The following is a 14,274-nucleotide window of genomic DNA, read 5'->3' as shown; positions in this document are numbered from 1 at the left end:
GAAGACGATGGTGCATTTCTTCGGTATTTTGAATCCAGATTTCGGCCCGCGCGTTGCCACGGCCGATGCCCCGCTCAAGGCCGGGTTCTTTGGCGGCGAACCATCGGCCATCCTGCCCAGCCGGTCGGAGATGGATGCCGATTTTCTCGCCGGCAAGCGGCCCGAACCGGCCGATGAAGTCGATGACGACGAATTGCGCTTCGTGCGCTTCTGCCTGCCGCCCCATCTCTGAGGCGGGGTCATGTCCGCGACCACGCTGATCGTGCCGGGCCTGCACGGCTCGGACGGCGAGCATTGGCAGGCCCAATGGCGCAGCGATCATCCCGACGCCATTCTGGTTGAACAGGCCGATTGGTCTAACCCTGAGGCGGATCGCTGGCTGGCCAATCTCGAAGCGGCCGTCATCGCCCACCCGCAGGCGCTGATCGTGGCGCATAGCCTGGGAAGCGTGCTGACGGCGCGGCTGGCGCGCAGCCGGGTTGCTCCATTGGTTGCGGGCGCCTTGCTGGTGGCTCCGGCCGATATCACCCGCACCGAAGGCCTGCACAAACGAAGCTATGAATTCGGCGATATGCCGCAGGATGCATTGCCATTTCCCGCGCTCGTGGTGGCGAGCCGAGATGATATCTATATGCCGTTCGACAAGGCGCGCGATCTGGCTACGGCCTGGGGCGCTCCGCTGCATGATCTGGGTTATGCTGGTCACATCAATATTGCGAGCGGCTACGGCCGCTGGCCGGCGGGATACGCCCTGGCGGCCCGATTGGCTGATTGCCGCAGCCCGGCAACAGCCTGAATTTTCGCGGAGGGGCGAATATGAGTAATCACCAGAACGGCCGGCCATCGGTGACCATTATCGGCGGCGGCGCCAGCGGCGTGTTGCTGGCCGCCCATTTGCTGCGCGACCCGGAAACCGATATCCGCGTGACGCTGGTCGAGCGGCGCGGTGAATTCGGGCAGGGCGTGGCCTATTCGGCCAATCAGCGCGACCACAAGGTCAATGTGCCGGCCCGCGGCATGAGCGCCTTCGCCGATGACCCGGAGCATTTCTGGCGCTGGCTGCAGACCCGCGGCTATCCGGCTGCGCGCGGTTCCTGGGTCTTCGTGCCGCGCCGGCTCTATGGCGCCTATCTCGAGGATGTGCTGCGCCAGGCCGGGCAATCCAAGCTGGGCCGGCTGATCGTGCTGTCCGAGGAAGCCGTGGCCGTGCATGAAGGCAAGAACGGCGTCGAAACGGTGCTGGCCAATGGCACGAGCCTGATCAGCCGCACGGTCGTGTTGGCGGTGGGCCACGAAACCCAGCCGGCCCGCGGCAAGGGCATTGCGGTGCGTGTCGGTTCGGAGCGCGACACCCCGCTCGATCCCAATGCCGAGGTGATCATTCTGGGTTCGGGCCTCAGCATGGTGGATGCCTGGCTCTCGCTGGCCGATGCTGAGCATCAGGGCACCATCACTGTGGTGTCGCGCAATGGCCTGCTGCCCAAGGGCCATCGCGAACTTTCGCCCATCAGCATGGACGCGGCCGACGTGCCCTTTGGCAGCAGCCTGCCCTATTTCCTGCGCTGGTTCCGCGACCTGGCCGACGATATCGAGCGTGATGGCGGCGATTGGCGGAGCCTCGTCGATGGGCTGCGGCCGTTCAATCAGCGCATCTGGCAAAGCTGGTCCACCCATACCAGGCGGCAATTCCTGCGCCATCTGCGGCCGTGGTGGAATATCCATCGCCACCGCCTGCCGCCCGAATTGCATGAGCGCATGGACCGCGCGGTGGCGCGCGGCCAGGTGCAATTGGTGGCCGGGGAATTCCTTGATCTGGAACGGCGCGGCAGTGGCGTGCGCGCCTTTGTCCGTCCGCGCGGCACCCAGGAACGCCGTACTATGGATGTGGCGCGTGTCTATGATTGCGGTGGGGTCAGCGTCGATGTCTCGGCCAGCTCCAACCCCGTGGTGCGCGAATTGGTGGCCAACGGCCTGGCAAGGCCCGATGTGCTGCATATCGGGCTCGACGTGGATGAGCACTGTGCCGTGGTCGACGCCGATGGCAAGCCGTCGCGCCATCTCCTGGCGGTAGGACCGCTGACGCGGGGCCGGTTCTTTGAAATCGAGGCCGTGCCGGACATTCGCGTGCAATGCGCCGGCATTGCCAAGCAGATCCTGGCGCAGCACTAACTTGACGAGCTAAGTCATAATATATAGCACCCGGTCTTGACGACGGAAGGGGTGCGCGATGACCAGGATGTTTCATGAGGCTAGGCTTGTCGGCCGCCAGGTGCTTTCGCCGGGCATGCTGCGGCTGACCTTTGGCGGGCCGGGCCTGGCGGAGTGGAAAACCACCGGCATTGGCGACGAATATCTGCGCCTCTTCTTCCCCAACGAAAAGACCGGCAAGCTGCATTTGCCTGAGATCAGCGAAGATGGCCGCTGGACCTATCCCGATGGGCAGGACGCCATCCGCTGCTCCACCTACACCATCCGCCGCCACGATGCGGCCAAGGGCCAGATCGATATCGATTTCGTCATCCATGAAGGCGGGCTCGCCAGCGAATGGGCGCAGCGGGCGCAAGTGGGTGAGGTGATCACCATCAACAATCCGCGCGGGCTTTATACCCCGCCCGCCGATACGAGCTGGCAATTGCTGGTTTCCGACGCGACCGGCCTGCCGGCACTGTCGCGGCTCCTGGAGCAGACGCCGGCCCATATCGAAACCCGCGCCTTTATCGAAGTGGCGGAGGGTAGCCACGAATTGGATCTGCCGCGCCATCCCAAGGCGACAGTGACGTGGCTGCATGGCAGCGGCAATGGCGTGGCGCCCAGCCGGCTTGAAGACGTGGTCCGCGCCGTGCCCATGCCCAAGGCGCCCGGCTATCTCTGGGTGGCGGGCGAACAGAAGACCGTCCGCGCCATCCGCAAATATGCTCGCAAGGAACTGGGCCTGCCTGCTGAGCGCTACGAGCTGGTCGCCTATTGGATCCACGAAGGCGAAGACTGGGAAGCCAAATTCGCTGCGCTCGATCCGGCGCTAAAGGCTCGCATCGACGCCGCCTGGCATTCGGGCCGTGACCCGGAAGAGGTGCGGGATGAATATGAGGCGACGCTGGAGAAGCACGGGCTTTAGGCTGGGCGTCCGCCCCAAATCCCCCCGGCCCGCATCACTCCATCGGCAAACTTGAACCCGCCCGGCCGATCCGCCGCCAGCAGCAGCGCGCCATCGAGATCGCACCAATCGGCCTGCCCGGCCAACAATGCCGCCGGGGCCATGGAGAGTGATGTCGCCACCATGCACCCCACCATGATCTTGAGATTTTTGGCCTTGCCCGCCCGAACCAGGTCGAGCGCCTCGGTCAGCCCGCCCGTCTTGTCCAGCTTCACATTGACCGCGTCATAGCGGCCGACCAGCGTGCCCAAAGTGGCCAGCCCGTGCGCGCTTTCATCGGCACAGATCGGCACCAGATGCTCTATATCTGCCAGCGCCGCATCGTTACCAGCGGGCAGGGGCTGTTCCACGAGCTCAATCCCCACCGCGCGACAGGCCAGCAAATTGGCCGCCAGATCATCCGGCACCCAGGCCTCATTGGCATCCACCACCAGCCGCGCCTGTGGCACCGCTTCGCGCACCGCCGCCAGCCGCTCCCGGTCTCCCACACCACCCAGTTTGAGTTTGAGCAGCGGATAATCACGCGCCGCTCGCGCTGCTGTAGCCATCGCCTCAGGCGTTCCAAGGCTGATCGTATAGGCGGTGACGATGCTTTCCGGCATGCTCACGCCCGCCAGTTCCGCAACGCTGACCCCGGCCAGCTTGGCCTCCAGTTCCCAGAACGCACAATCGATGGCATTGCGCGCCGCGCCCGGGGGCAGCGCGCTCTGCAACCCCGCCCGGTCCAACCCATTGGCGATGGCCGGTGCCAGTGCTTCGATGGCCGCGACAGTCTGCGCCATGCTCTCGCCATAGCGGGCATAAGGTACGCATTCGCCTTGGCCGACCTGCCCATCGCGCGTCAGGGTGACCCGCACCACGTCGGCCACAGTCTTGGAGCCGCGCGAAATGGTGAATGTGCCGGCGATGGCAAACTGCTCGGCAAAGACGTTCAGTTTCGTCGTCATGACGGCTCCCCAGTAGACCTCATCCTGAGCGTGTCGAAGGACGAGGCCGTGGCAATATCTCGGGCACGACCTCGTGGTTCGACAGGCTCACCATGAGGTCTACTGCGTTCAACTCGCCTTGCGCAGGCGCGGATCGAGCGTGTCGCGCAATGCATCACCCAAGAGGTTAAAGCCAAACGACAGGAACAGGATCGCAAAGCCCGCGAACACCGCCGGCCATGGTGCCAGCAGCAGGAAGTTGCGGCCCTCGGAGAGCATCAGCCCCAGCGAGGGGATCGGCGGCTGCGAGCCGAGGCCGAGGAAGGACAGCGACGCCTCGACCAGAATGGCCGCACTCAGCAACAGGCTCGTCTGCACCAGCACGACCGAAGCCAGGTTGGGCAGCAGGTGCAGGAAGATGATACGGAAATCTGAAGCGCCGATAGCCTTGGCGCAGTTGACATATTCGCTCTCGCAAATGACCAAAGCCGGCCCGCGCAGCAGCCGCGCAAAGATCGGCGCATAGACAATGGCAATGGCAATCGCCGCGCTCCAGGCGCTCGGCCCCAGAATGGCGATGACGCCAATGGCCAAGAGCATGATGGGAAAGGCGAACAGGATATCCATCAGCCGCATGACGATGCGCTCGAACCAGCCGCGATAATAGGCGGCGAGCATGCCCAGCGTGCCGCCCAGCACCAGCGCCAGCACCACGGCGGTCACGCAGGTCAGCAACGACGCGCGATAGCCATAGACGATGCGCGACAGCACATCCCGGCCCAATTGGTCGGTGCCCAGGAAATTGAGCAGGTTTGGGCCCTTCATGCGTTGCACGATGACCTGCGCATAAGGGTCCTGCAGGCCCAGGACGGGCGCGAAAATAGCGCCCAGAACCTGCAGCGCCACCAGCGCCACGGCAAAGGAGAGGAGCTTATTGCGGCGGATGGAGGCGATCATTTCGACACCCGGGGGTCGATCACGGCATAGAGCAGGTCGACCAGGAAATTGACGATGACGAAACTGGCGGTGAGCACCAGAATGGAGGCCTGCACCAGCGGATAATTACGCTCGGAAATCGCACCCAGCACCAGCCGGCCCAGTCCGGGAATGGCAAACACCTGCTCGATGACAATGGCGCCGCCGAGCAGATATCCCGCCGAAACACCGACACTGGTGATGAAGGGGATCAGCGCATTGCGCAGCGCATGCTTGTAGATGATGCGCCGGCGATCGGCCCCCTTGGCCTTGGCGGTGCGGATATAGTCCTGGCTCAAGGCATCGAGCATGGCCGAGCGCACCAGCCGCGACAGGTTCGCCAGCATGGGCAGCGACAGCGCGATCACCGGCAGCACCATGCGCTGCAGATTGCCCAAGGGGTCCTGGGTGAACGGTACATAGCCCAGCGCCTGCACGCCGGGCAGCAGCTTGGAGACGAGGAAAATCGACACGATCCCCAGCCAGAATGAGGGAATGGTGAGCCCAGCAATCGCCCCGATGCGCACCGCCACTTCGGAGGCATTGCCGCGTGCCTGCGCCATGAAAGCGCCCAGCGGAATGGAGAGGCCCGCGCCGACCAGGATCGACAGCAGGGTCAATTCAATCGTGGGCCACATATTGGCGGCAATCTCGTCCAGCACCGGCCGCCCGGTCCAGATCGAGGTGCCGAAATCGCCCCGCAATATGCCCCAGATCCATTGCCCATATTGCTGGAAGAGGGGCAGATCGAGCCCCAGCCGGCTGCGCAGCGCGGCGACGCGCTCGGGCGTCACCTCGGTATTGGCGCCCAGCACAATGGTCACGGCATCGCCCGGGATCAGCCGGATCATCAGGAAAACGACGATCGAAATGCCGAACAGCACGACACCAAGGTCGATCAGCCGGCCGATCCAGAAGCGCTGCGCCATATTTTTGGAACCTGAGGAAGAAGGCCGGCGCCGCTGGGGCGCCGGCTTGAGGGACTATTCCGCCTTGGTCGTATTGACCAGGCTGGTCAGCCGCCCATTCGGGAAGATTTCAAAGCCTTCCACGCCATTGGCGACGGCGGTGTAGAGCGTGCCATAGGCGATATGTGCGGCCGGGCCGTCACAGGCGAGTTTTGCCTGCACCTGATCGTAGATCGCCTTGCGGGCGGCCGGGTCGGTCTCGGCGCGACCCTCATCGAGCCACGTGTCGATTTCGGGGTCGTCATATTTGAACACATTGGTCGAGCCGCCGCCGCGGAAGGTGCGGTAGAAATATTCGTCCGGATCGGGGCTGCCGCCATTGGCGGAGATGAAGGTGTCGAAGTCCGAATTCTTCCAGGATTGGACGAAATCGCCGATTTCCTGGGTGACGAGGCTCACTTCGATGCCGCCGGCCGCCAGTTGCTGCTGCACCACCTGGGCGATGTCGCGCGTATCCTGGCGCGGCAGCACATTCATGCTGACCTTGAGCGGGGTGGTGACCCCAGCCTCGGCCAGCAGCGCCTTGGCCCCTTCAACGTCCTGCGTGTAGCAGGCGTAAGTTGAGGGATCGACGGCCCAATTGACCAGGGCCGGCGAGAGCGGGCCGGCCGGAACGCCCGAGCCGAACAAAGCCGCGTCGATGATTTCCTGCCGGTTGAGCAGCATGTTGATCGCCGTGCGCACCTTGGGATTGGTGAAGGGCTCGCGGCTGACATTCATGCCGAGCAGCGTATAGGCGATGTCGCGGGTTTCCTGCACCGTCACATTGGGCTGGCCCTGCAATTGCAGCGCCGTGGCCGGATCGATGCCGGGCAGCAGGTCATATTCCCCGCTGGTGACGCCCACCTGGCGGGTTGCCGATTCCGGCACGAAATTGAACTTCACGCCATCGAGCTTGGGCAGGCCAGCGAGGTAATAATCCTCGTTCTTGGTGAGCCCGATAAAGCCATTGGGCTGCCATTCGGCAAACTTGAACGGCCCGGTGCCGATCGGGGTCTGCTGCAGGCCCTCGACATTGGTTTCGACCTCGGCCGGCACAATGGCAATGCCCGAAAGCGAGGTCAGGATCGGCGCAAAGGGCGCATCCAGCGTGAACTTGATCGTCGTCGGATCGACAACTTCAATGCCGGTGATCGGGGTCACGCGGCTGGCCAGCGGGGAAGCAACGGCCGCCGATTGCACGCGGCGGATCGAGGCGGCAACGTCTTCGGCATCCATGTCCGAACCGTCATGGAATTTGACGCCGCTGCGCAACTTGAATGTATAGCTCAGCCCGTCTGGCGAAATCTCCCAGCTTTCCGCCAGCCCTGGCACCACGGCAAGGTTCTTGTCGATGGCCGTCAGCCCCTCATAGATATTGGACTGCACGATCACTACCGAATTGAATGCGGTGATCAGATGCGGGTCGAGCCCGGCCGGCGATGAATCGATCGCGACATTCAGAGTGGCCGCCGACGCCATCCCCGTCAGCAGCGTAGTGGCCAGAAGCGTGGCCAGGGTCTTTCTCAACGACATTGTTCCCTCCAGGAAGCGATGAGTGACGCGATTGGTACTTAAAATCTAAGTCCAATATAAAACCAGTCTGGACTTTTGTGACGCTATGGTACTAACTCGTCAAGCGCTAGTAAGCGCGAAACCTCGTAAATCCCTGTCTTTCCGGCAGATTTGCATTCGACTTTCGGCGGAGTGGTCATGCCGGCAGAGGCACTGCTGACTATTGAGGATTTGCGGATTTCCGCTGGTGGCCGTCCGGTCATCGAAGGGGTGTCGCTCGAGATCAAGGCTGGCGAAATGCTGGGCCTGGTCGGGGAATCGGGCTGCGGCAAATCGGTGACTGCGCTCTCCATCATGCGGCTCTTGGCCGAGCCGCCCATGCATATCGATGGCGGCTCCATCCGCTATGACGGGCAGGACATTCTGGCGCTGGACGAACGCGCGCTCGAACGCTTGCGCGGCGACCGCATCGCCATGATTTTTCAGGAGCCGATGACCTCGCTCAATCCGGTTTTTACCGTTGGCGACCAGATTTCCGAAGTCGTGCTGCTGCATCGCGATGTGTCGCGCCAGGTTGCCGATGCCCGCGCCGTGGAACTCCTGACCCGCGTCGGCATTCCCGCGCCCGCCGCTGCCATGGGGCGTTATCCGCATCAGCTCTCCGGTGGCCAGCGCCAGCGGGTGATGATCGCCATGGCGCTCGCCTGCGACCCGAGCCTGCTGGTTGCCGACGAGCCGACCACCGCGCTTGACGTGACCGTGCAGGCGCAAATTCTCGATCTCATCGATGATCTGCGCCGCGAGACCGGCATGGCCGTGTTGCTGATCACCCATGACCTCGGCGTCGTCTCGCAATATTGCGACCGGGTCGCGGTCATGTATGGCGGGCGCGTGGTCGAACAGGCGCCGTCGGCCGAACTCTTCGCCCATCCGCGCCATCGCTATACCGAGGCCCTGCTGGCGACCATTCCGGCCTCCAACCCGCCCGGCACACGGCTCCCCGCCATTTCCGGCACGGTCCCGTCGCCCGGCAAGCGGCCCAATGGCTGCACCTTCCACCCGCGCTGCCACGCAACCGTCGCGCGCTGCTCGGTGGACATGCCGGACCTGGTGGGCGAGGCTCACCTGATCCGTTGCTGGAACCCGGCATCATGAGCCTGCTCGAACTCGACAATCTCTCCAAGACCTATCCCGGTGGCGTGCGTGCGGTGTCCGAAGTCTCGCTCACCATCGAGGCCGGCGAAGTGCTGGGGGTCGTGGGGGAGTCCGGCTGCGGCAAATCCACCCTGGGCCGCACGCTGTTGCGGCTGATCGAGCCCAGCGGCGGCTCGATCCATTTTGCGGGGCGCGATCTCACCAAGCTGAGCCGCCACGATATGAAAGCGGTGCGCCGCGACCTGCAGGTGATCTTTCAGGACCCCTTCGGCTCGCTCAATCCGCGCCATACCGTGGGCTATATCATTGCCGAACCGCTGGTCGTGCATCACGTCGGCGACCGGCAGGCGCGGGCCAGGCGCGTCGCTGAATTGCTCAACATTGTCGGCTTGCCCGAAGACGCTGCCAGCCGTTATCCGCACGAATTTTCCGGCGGCCAGCGCCAGCGCATCGCCATTGCTCGCGCTTTGGCGCTCGAACCCAAACTGCTGGTGGCCGACGAGGCCGTGTCGGCGCTGGACGTTTCGATCCAGAGCCAGATCATCAATCTGATCGCCGAACTGCGCCAGAAGATGAACCTGGCGATCCTGTTCATCAGCCATGATCTGTCGGTCATCCGCCATGTCAGCGACCGCATCGCCGTCATGTATCTGGGCCGCATTGTCGAGATCGGACCGACCGAAGCGATCATGACTGCGCCCAAGCATCCCTATACGCAGGCGCTGCTCTCTGCCGTGCCGCGACCGGGCGTGACGCGGGCCGATCGTGTGGTGCTCAAGGGCGAATTGCCGGACCCCGCTAATCCGCCCGCCGGCTGCGCCTTTCACACCCGCTGCCCCAAGGTCATGGATATCTGCCACACCAAGCGGCCCGTGCTGGCCGCGCCGGGCGGAACGCTTGCCGGAGACGTCGCATGCCACCTCTATCCCTGACTTTTGAGCGCGCCTTCGCCCCGCTTGAGGCCGCTGTGGCCGCCGGCCGCATTCCCGGCGGCGTGCTTGGCGTGATTGATGTCGATGGCACCAAGCAGGTCCGCCATATCGGCAAGGCCCAGACCGTGCCGACCGAACGCGCGATGACCGAACACACCTGGTTCGATCTGGCTTCGCTGACCAAAGTGTTGTTCACCACCCCGGCCATTCTGGCGCTGGCCGATGCCGGAACCATCGATCTCGACGCGCCGCTGACGACTATCCTGCCCGATTTGCGGCACTACAAAGCCGATGCCTGGGAACGCCAGGTCACCTTCCGCCAATGCCTGGGCCACCAGACCCCATTCCCGGCGGTCGAGCCCATCTATACCTATGGCCGCGATCCGGACCTGCTGCGCACCTTCATCCTGCAACGCGAATGGCGCGCTGGCCCTGCGGTCTATTCCGACATCAATTTCATCCTGCTCGGCTTCGTACTCGAACGGCTGAACAAGAAGTGGATCCGCGAGCTCAACGCCGGCCCCGGCTTTGCTTGGTCGGCCAATCCGGAGGACGCCGCCGCCACCGAAGACTGCTATTGGCGCCATCGCATGCTGGTCGGCGAAGTGCATGACGACAATTGTTCGGCCCTTGAGGGCGCGGGGCACGCGGGCCTGTTCGGCACGGTCCATTCCGTGCTCGACCACGCTCGTGGCCTGCTCGATGGCACCGGCGCCTCGTCTCAAGCCATTGCGCTCATGCGAGAACCCATCCACGGCAACCGCACCTATGGCTGGGAAAAATCCTATGCCGGCTGGTCCGGCGGTGATCTCTGCAGTCCCCAAACCATCGGCCATACCGGCTTTACCGGCACCGGCCTTTGGATCGACTTTGCCGCCGGCCGCGCCTGGACCCTGCTGACCAATCGCGTCCACCCCACGCGCCATTTCGATAGCGGCATTGTCGCCCTGCGCCGCGCCGTCGGCGACGCCATCAACGGGAACTAGAACATGCAACCCATCTGGGCCATCGGGCTGATGACCGGCACCGTGCTGGACGGCAATATCGACATTGCCCTGCTGCGGACTGACGGCGAGACCATCTCCGAATTCGGCGCCTATACCCTGGCCCCCTATGGCGCGGACCTGCGGGCCCTATTGGTCGAAACCCTCGGCACCGCTCGCAAGTGGAACTTTGCCGCCGAGGACCCCGCCATCTTCGCCAGGGCGGAAAAGGCCCTAACGGAAGCCCAGTCCAATGCTGTGCGCGACTTCGTCATTGCCCAGGGCCTGAGCATGGCCGATATCGGCATTGTCGGCTTTCACGGCCAAAGCGTGCTGCATCGCGCGCCCCAGCCCGGCCGCATCGGCGCCACCCGCCAACTGGGTGATGGCGCGCTGATGGCGGAGATGCTGGGCACCAAGGTCGCCTATGATTTCCGCAGCGCCGACGTGGCCGCAGGCGGGCAGGGGGCGCCGCTCTCGGCCATCTATCACGCAGCGCTCCTGCGCGGCCTCAAAGCCAATGGGGATACGGCTGTGCTCAATCTGGGCGGCGTCGCCAATATCACCTGGTGGGATGGCGAGGACCTGGTCATCGCCTTCGATACCGGCCCCGCCAATGCCCCGATCAACGATTTTGTCGGCGCGCTCGGCCTGGGCGATATGGACCGTGACGGCAAATTGGCGCTGGCCGGAACGGTCGACGAAGCCCGGCTCGAGAGGCTGCTCGAACACCCCTATCTGCGTGCGGCCTATCCCAAGTCGCTCGACCGTTTCGATTTCACCGCCGATATGGCCAAGGGCGAAAATGCCGAAAACGGCGCGGCCCTCCTCACCGCCTTCACCACCTCGGCGGTCGGCAAGGGGCTCGACCTGCTGCCGCGTCGGCCCAAGCGGATCATCGTTTGCGGTGGCGGCCGGCGCAATCCGGCGATCATGGCGATGCTGCCCCAGCGCGCCGGCGTGGAGGTAATCCCCGCCGAGACCGTCGGCTGGCGCGGCGACGCCATTGAAGCCGAATGTTTTGCGTTTTTGGCCGTGCGGGTTTTGCGTGGTCTGCCGATTAGTTTTCCGACGACAACGGGCGTGCCGGCGCCGATGACGGGCGGGCGGTTGGCGGGGTAGTCAGGCCGCCACCGGCTTTTGCGAAGTCCGCGCCCCCGTCGCGCAAGCCGCAATGATCAGTGCGCCGCCCAGATAGAGCTCCAGCCCCGGCACTTCGGCAAAGAACAGCCAGCCGAACACCGCCGCCCAGATCAGCCCGGTATAGTCGAGCACGGCGAACACCGAGACCGGCACGCGCTTGAGCCCGTTGATCAGCAGCAGGAACCCGCCCGCGCCCAATAGGCCGATAAGGACCGCCTGACCCGCGACGATCCCCGTTGGAATAACGAAATTGCTCGCCGCCAAGGGCAGGGTGAACGCCGCCGCCACCACTGATTGCGCCAATGTGATCGCCGCCGCGCTTTCATCGCCCGAATGGTGCTTGAGCAGCACCAGCGTCAGCGCGTAGCAGAGCGGCGCCAGGATCGCCGCGCCCCAGGCCAGAATATCGGCCGAGCCGCCCGTCACGGCGTCCCCGCCGCCAAAAACGATTATGGCCGAGCCGATGCCGCCTAGCACCAGCGCAATCACCGGCTGCAGCCGCACCGGCTCGCGCAAAGCCAGCATGCCCAGCCCCGTCACATAGACCGGCGCGGTCATCGCGAGCGCCGCCGCAATCGCCAACGGCAAATGGCTCACGGCATAAAAGAACATGAAGGCGGTGACGGTGAACAGCGCCCCGCGCATGATATGGCGTTTCAGATTGCTCCGCTTGGGCCAGGCGCCGCGGCTCAACCAGATCCACAGCACTAGCCACACCGCAGCGCCAAGAAAACGCACGAACACCACTTCAAATGTCGGCAGATGCGCGCCCAGCGCCTTGGCCACCGCATCCATGCTGCACAACACGACAATGCCTGCGGCGCCGAGCCCGATGCCGCCCAGGGGAGTATTCATCAAGGCAAGGCTTTCATGAGGAAAGAACGGGTGCGGCCCCTGGGGAAGTCTTCGAGCGCGCCGAATACGGCATAGCCCGCTTTGCGATAGGTCCGCAACGCCACGGGGTTGAAGGTGTCGATATAGGCGCCGTGACAGCCGCGGGTAATCGCTTCGGCCTCGGCCGCTGCGAGCAATTGCCCGGCAATGCCTTGGCCGCGATGGGCTTCGTCGATCCACAGCCGCTGGATATAGAGCCAGCCCCAGGCGGTGTAGCCGGACAGGCCGGCGGTGACGGTGTCGCCATCGCGGAGCAGGACGGCGAGGGTGCGGCGGTCGGAGGGACCGACATCTGCCTGGTTGAATGCGGTGAGTTCATCGCCGATCCGGGCGATAGCCGGGTCGGTGGCGTCATCGGTGATGTCGAATTGCATTGCCCAGTGCCTCCCTCAATTTGTCCGCTACCCACGATGTCATTCCCGCGAAAGCGGGAACCTCCGTTTACTTCCCTTGCCTCGCCAACAGAGGTTCCCGCTTTCGCGGGAATGACACCGTGGTTGGGGGCTAGATGTAGCGCTGTCCTGCCGGCTCCCGCCCCCTCATCCGCCCTTCGGGCACCTTCTCCCACGAGGGGAGAAGGTTGGCTCCGTGGTTGGATAAAACACTGAGCCAACCCTCGCCCCTTGTGGGAGAGGGATAGACCTGACGCGTTCAGCGGAAGGTCAGGGTGAGGGGGCGATCTCCCCGCAACCACCAACCCCTATTCCAACGCCTTCCGCAAATTCCCCCCGGCGGCCTCCAGCGCCTTGCCCGCCGCCAGCGCATCCACGCCCTTTTCCAGCATCACGGTCGCCAGCTTGATGCTGCCATCGGCAATATCCAGCGTTTCCCTTGCTGTGTCATAATCCGCCCCGGTCAATGCCGCGACCATCTTGGCGGCGCGGTCGACCAGCTTCACATTGGTCGGCTTCATCTCCACCATCATGCCGCGATAGACAAAGCCCAGCTTGATCATCACGCCGGTCGAAATACAGTTGAGCGCCGCCTTTTGCGCCGTGCCTGCTTTCATGCGGGTCGACCCGGCGAGGAACTCGCTGCCGGTCGCCAGCAGCACGGCAATATCGGCCACTTCGCCCAGCTTCCCGCCGGGATTGTTGAAAATACCAATGGTCAGCGCCCCCGCCTTGCGCGCATGCACCAGCCCCGCAATGGCGTAAGGCGTGCGGCCGCTGGCGGCGAGGCCAAGCACCACATCATTGGGGCCAACCTGCACCTTGTCGAGGTCGGCCTGCGCCAGTTCCTCGCTGTCCTCGGCGCCTTCGGCGGCCAGCGTCAGCGCGGTTGAGCCGCCGGCCATCAGCGAGAGAGCGCGCTCATAGGGCCAGTTGAAGGTGGGCGGCAATTCGGCGGCGTCCTGCGTGGCGATCCGGCCCGACGTGCCCGCGCCCATATAGATCAGCCTTCCGCCCTTGACCAAGCGCTCGGCGCCCCGGTCGATCGCTTCGGCCAAAGCGGGCGCTGCGGCCTGCACGGCGGCGATGGCGGCAAACTGTCCCTCAAGGATGCCCAGCACCAGATCGCTGCTGCCCCAATCCTCGATACCGGCAAAGCGGGGGGAGGCGGATTCTGTGGTGCTCATGGAATAACCTTTTTGTCGGAACGCCGTTCGGCTGTGCATAGGCCGGCGATTTTTGCTTTACACATTTCACC

15 protein-coding genes are annotated in these 14,274 nt (G+C 64.2%); 8 read left to right on the top strand and 7 right to left on the bottom strand.

Annotated elements, in window-relative coordinates:
- Nucleotides 1-7 precede the first annotated feature (7 nt).
- The 4 genes from ACI3KW_RS10815 to ACI3KW_RS10800 are packed head-to-tail and all read left to right on the top strand — an operon-like array spanning nucleotide 8 to nucleotide 3,115.
- Nucleotides 8-232 carry a hypothetical protein gene (locus ACI3KW_RS10815; RefSeq protein WP_404848073.1) on the top strand — a complete coding sequence of 75 codons (225 nt, stop codon included), beginning with the start codon at nucleotides 8-10 and terminating at the stop codon, nucleotides 230-232.
- Nucleotides 233-241: 9 nt separating this feature from the next.
- Nucleotides 242-796, top strand: coding sequence for an RBBP9/YdeN family alpha/beta hydrolase (locus ACI3KW_RS10810; RefSeq protein ID WP_404848072.1), 555 nt, complete (start codon nucleotides 242-244; stop codon nucleotides 794-796).
- A gap of 20 nt (nucleotides 797-816) precedes the next feature.
- Nucleotides 817-2,169, top strand: coding sequence for an FAD/NAD(P)-binding protein (locus ACI3KW_RS10805; RefSeq protein WP_404848071.1), 1,353 nt, complete (start codon nucleotides 817-819; stop codon nucleotides 2,167-2,169).
- Between the two features lie 58 nt (nucleotides 2,170-2,227).
- Complete coding sequence (locus ACI3KW_RS10800; protein ID WP_404848070.1) at nucleotides 2,228-3,115, top strand: siderophore-interacting protein; 888 nt, start codon at nucleotides 2,228-2,230, stop codon at nucleotides 3,113-3,115.
- On the opposite strand, the gene dgcA is transcribed toward ACI3KW_RS10800, so the two are convergent.
- From dgcA to ACI3KW_RS10780, 4 genes are all read right to left on the bottom strand, one after another.
- Nucleotides 3,112-4,101 (bottom strand): N-acetyl-D-Glu racemase DgcA, encoded by a 990-nt coding sequence (gene dgcA / locus ACI3KW_RS10795; protein WP_404848069.1) that lies wholly within the window; start codon nucleotides 4,099-4,101, stop codon nucleotides 3,112-3,114. The genes ACI3KW_RS10800 and dgcA overlap by 4 nt on opposite strands.
- 108 nt (nucleotides 4,102-4,209) lie before the next feature.
- Nucleotides 4,210-5,037, bottom strand: a complete 828-nt coding sequence (locus ACI3KW_RS10790; RefSeq protein ID WP_404848068.1) for an ABC transporter permease — start codon at nucleotides 5,035-5,037, stop codon at nucleotides 4,210-4,212.
- The gene (locus tag ACI3KW_RS10785) at nucleotides 5,034-5,984 is read right to left on the bottom strand and encodes an ABC transporter permease (RefSeq protein WP_404848067.1); all 951 of its coding nucleotides are present in this window, start codon (nucleotides 5,982-5,984) and stop codon (nucleotides 5,034-5,036) included. The genes ACI3KW_RS10790 and ACI3KW_RS10785 overlap by 4 nt, the downstream gene beginning before the upstream one ends.
- Nucleotides 5,985-6,038: 54 nt before the next feature.
- Nucleotides 6,039-7,538 carry an ABC transporter substrate-binding protein gene (locus tag ACI3KW_RS10780; RefSeq protein WP_404848066.1) on the bottom strand — a complete coding sequence of 500 codons (1,500 nt, stop codon included), beginning with the start codon at nucleotides 7,536-7,538 and terminating at the stop codon, nucleotides 6,039-6,041.
- Between the two features lie 177 nt (nucleotides 7,539-7,715).
- Here ACI3KW_RS10780 and ACI3KW_RS10775 point away from each other — a divergent pair, with 177 nt between their 5' ends.
- Genes ACI3KW_RS10775 through ACI3KW_RS10760 form a run of 4 tightly spaced genes read left to right on the top strand, consistent with a single transcriptional unit; the run spans nucleotide 7,716 to nucleotide 11,709 of the window.
- Nucleotides 7,716-8,672 carry an ABC transporter ATP-binding protein gene (locus ACI3KW_RS10775; protein ID WP_404848065.1) on the top strand — a complete coding sequence of 319 codons (957 nt, stop codon included), beginning with the start codon at nucleotides 7,716-7,718 and terminating at the stop codon, nucleotides 8,670-8,672.
- The gene (locus ACI3KW_RS10770; protein ID WP_404848064.1) at nucleotides 8,669-9,604 is read left to right on the top strand and encodes an ABC transporter ATP-binding protein; all 936 of its coding nucleotides are present in this window, start codon (nucleotides 8,669-8,671) and stop codon (nucleotides 9,602-9,604) included. The genes ACI3KW_RS10775 and ACI3KW_RS10770 overlap by 4 nt, the downstream gene beginning before the upstream one ends.
- Nucleotides 9,586-10,590, top strand: coding sequence for a serine hydrolase domain-containing protein (locus ACI3KW_RS10765; RefSeq protein WP_404848063.1), 1,005 nt, complete (start codon nucleotides 9,586-9,588; stop codon nucleotides 10,588-10,590). The genes ACI3KW_RS10770 and ACI3KW_RS10765 overlap by 19 nt, the downstream gene beginning before the upstream one ends.
- A gap of 3 nt (nucleotides 10,591-10,593) precedes the next feature.
- Nucleotides 10,594-11,709, top strand: coding sequence for an anhydro-N-acetylmuramic acid kinase (locus ACI3KW_RS10760; RefSeq protein ID WP_404848062.1), 1,116 nt, complete (start codon nucleotides 10,594-10,596; stop codon nucleotides 11,707-11,709).
- Here ACI3KW_RS10760 and ACI3KW_RS10755 read toward each other — a convergent pair whose 3' ends face one another.
- From ACI3KW_RS10755 to ACI3KW_RS10745, 3 genes are all read right to left on the bottom strand, one after another.
- Nucleotides 11,710-12,585, bottom strand: coding sequence for a DMT family transporter (locus ACI3KW_RS10755; protein ID WP_404848061.1), 876 nt, complete (start codon nucleotides 12,583-12,585; stop codon nucleotides 11,710-11,712).
- On the bottom strand, nucleotides 12,585-12,998 hold the full coding sequence (locus ACI3KW_RS10750; RefSeq protein ID WP_404848060.1) for a GNAT family N-acetyltransferase: 414 nt from the start codon (nucleotides 12,996-12,998) through the stop codon (nucleotides 12,585-12,587). Before ACI3KW_RS10750 ends, ACI3KW_RS10755 begins: the two co-directional genes overlap by 1 nt.
- Before the next feature lie 326 nt (nucleotides 12,999-13,324).
- The gene (locus ACI3KW_RS10745; protein ID WP_404848059.1) at nucleotides 13,325-14,203 is read right to left on the bottom strand and encodes an N-acetylmuramic acid 6-phosphate etherase; all 879 of its coding nucleotides are present in this window, start codon (nucleotides 14,201-14,203) and stop codon (nucleotides 13,325-13,327) included.
- Nucleotides 14,204-14,274: the final 71 nt, after the last annotated feature.

Origin of the sequence: Devosia sp. ZW T5_3, from assembly GCF_044987315.1 — a bacterium.
GTDB lineage: Bacteria > Pseudomonadota > Alphaproteobacteria > Rhizobiales > Devosiaceae > Devosia.
This window is presented reverse-complemented; position numbering and strand designations above follow the sequence as displayed.

Coding starts and splice junctions, on each gene's coding strand:
- ACI3KW_RS10805 (WP_404848071.1), top strand. CDS start 817: ATGAGTAATCACCAGAACGGCCGGCCATCGGTGACCATTATCGGCGGC.
- ACI3KW_RS10750 (WP_404848060.1), bottom strand. CDS start 12,998: ATGCAATTCGACATCACCGATGACGCCACCGACCCGGCTATCGCCCGG.
- ACI3KW_RS10745 (WP_404848059.1), bottom strand. CDS start 14,203: ATGAGCACCACAGAATCCGCCTCCCCCCGCTTTGCCGGTATCGAGGAT.
- ACI3KW_RS10810 (WP_404848072.1), top strand. CDS start 242: ATGTCCGCGACCACGCTGATCGTGCCGGGCCTGCACGGCTCGGACGGC.
- ACI3KW_RS10790 (WP_404848068.1), bottom strand. CDS start 5,037: ATGATCGCCTCCATCCGCCGCAATAAGCTCCTCTCCTTTGCCGTGGCG.
- ACI3KW_RS10785 (WP_404848067.1), bottom strand. CDS start 5,984: ATGGCGCAGCGCTTCTGGATCGGCCGGCTGATCGACCTTGGTGTCGTG.
- ACI3KW_RS10800 (WP_404848070.1), top strand. CDS start 2,228: ATGACCAGGATGTTTCATGAGGCTAGGCTTGTCGGCCGCCAGGTGCTT.
- ACI3KW_RS10775 (WP_404848065.1), top strand. CDS start 7,716: ATGCCGGCAGAGGCACTGCTGACTATTGAGGATTTGCGGATTTCCGCT.
- ACI3KW_RS10755 (WP_404848061.1), bottom strand. CDS start 12,585: ATGAATACTCCCCTGGGCGGCATCGGGCTCGGCGCCGCAGGCATTGTC.
- ACI3KW_RS10780 (WP_404848066.1), bottom strand. CDS start 7,538: ATGTCGTTGAGAAAGACCCTGGCCACGCTTCTGGCCACTACGCTGCTG.
- dgcA (WP_404848069.1), bottom strand. CDS start 4,101: ATGACGACGAAACTGAACGTCTTTGCCGAGCAGTTTGCCATCGCCGGC.
- ACI3KW_RS10815 (WP_404848073.1), top strand. CDS start 8: ATGGTGCATTTCTTCGGTATTTTGAATCCAGATTTCGGCCCGCGCGTT.
- ACI3KW_RS10765 (WP_404848063.1), top strand. CDS start 9,586: ATGCCACCTCTATCCCTGACTTTTGAGCGCGCCTTCGCCCCGCTTGAG.
- ACI3KW_RS10770 (WP_404848064.1), top strand. CDS start 8,669: ATGAGCCTGCTCGAACTCGACAATCTCTCCAAGACCTATCCCGGTGGC.
- ACI3KW_RS10760 (WP_404848062.1), top strand. CDS start 10,594: ATGCAACCCATCTGGGCCATCGGGCTGATGACCGGCACCGTGCTGGAC.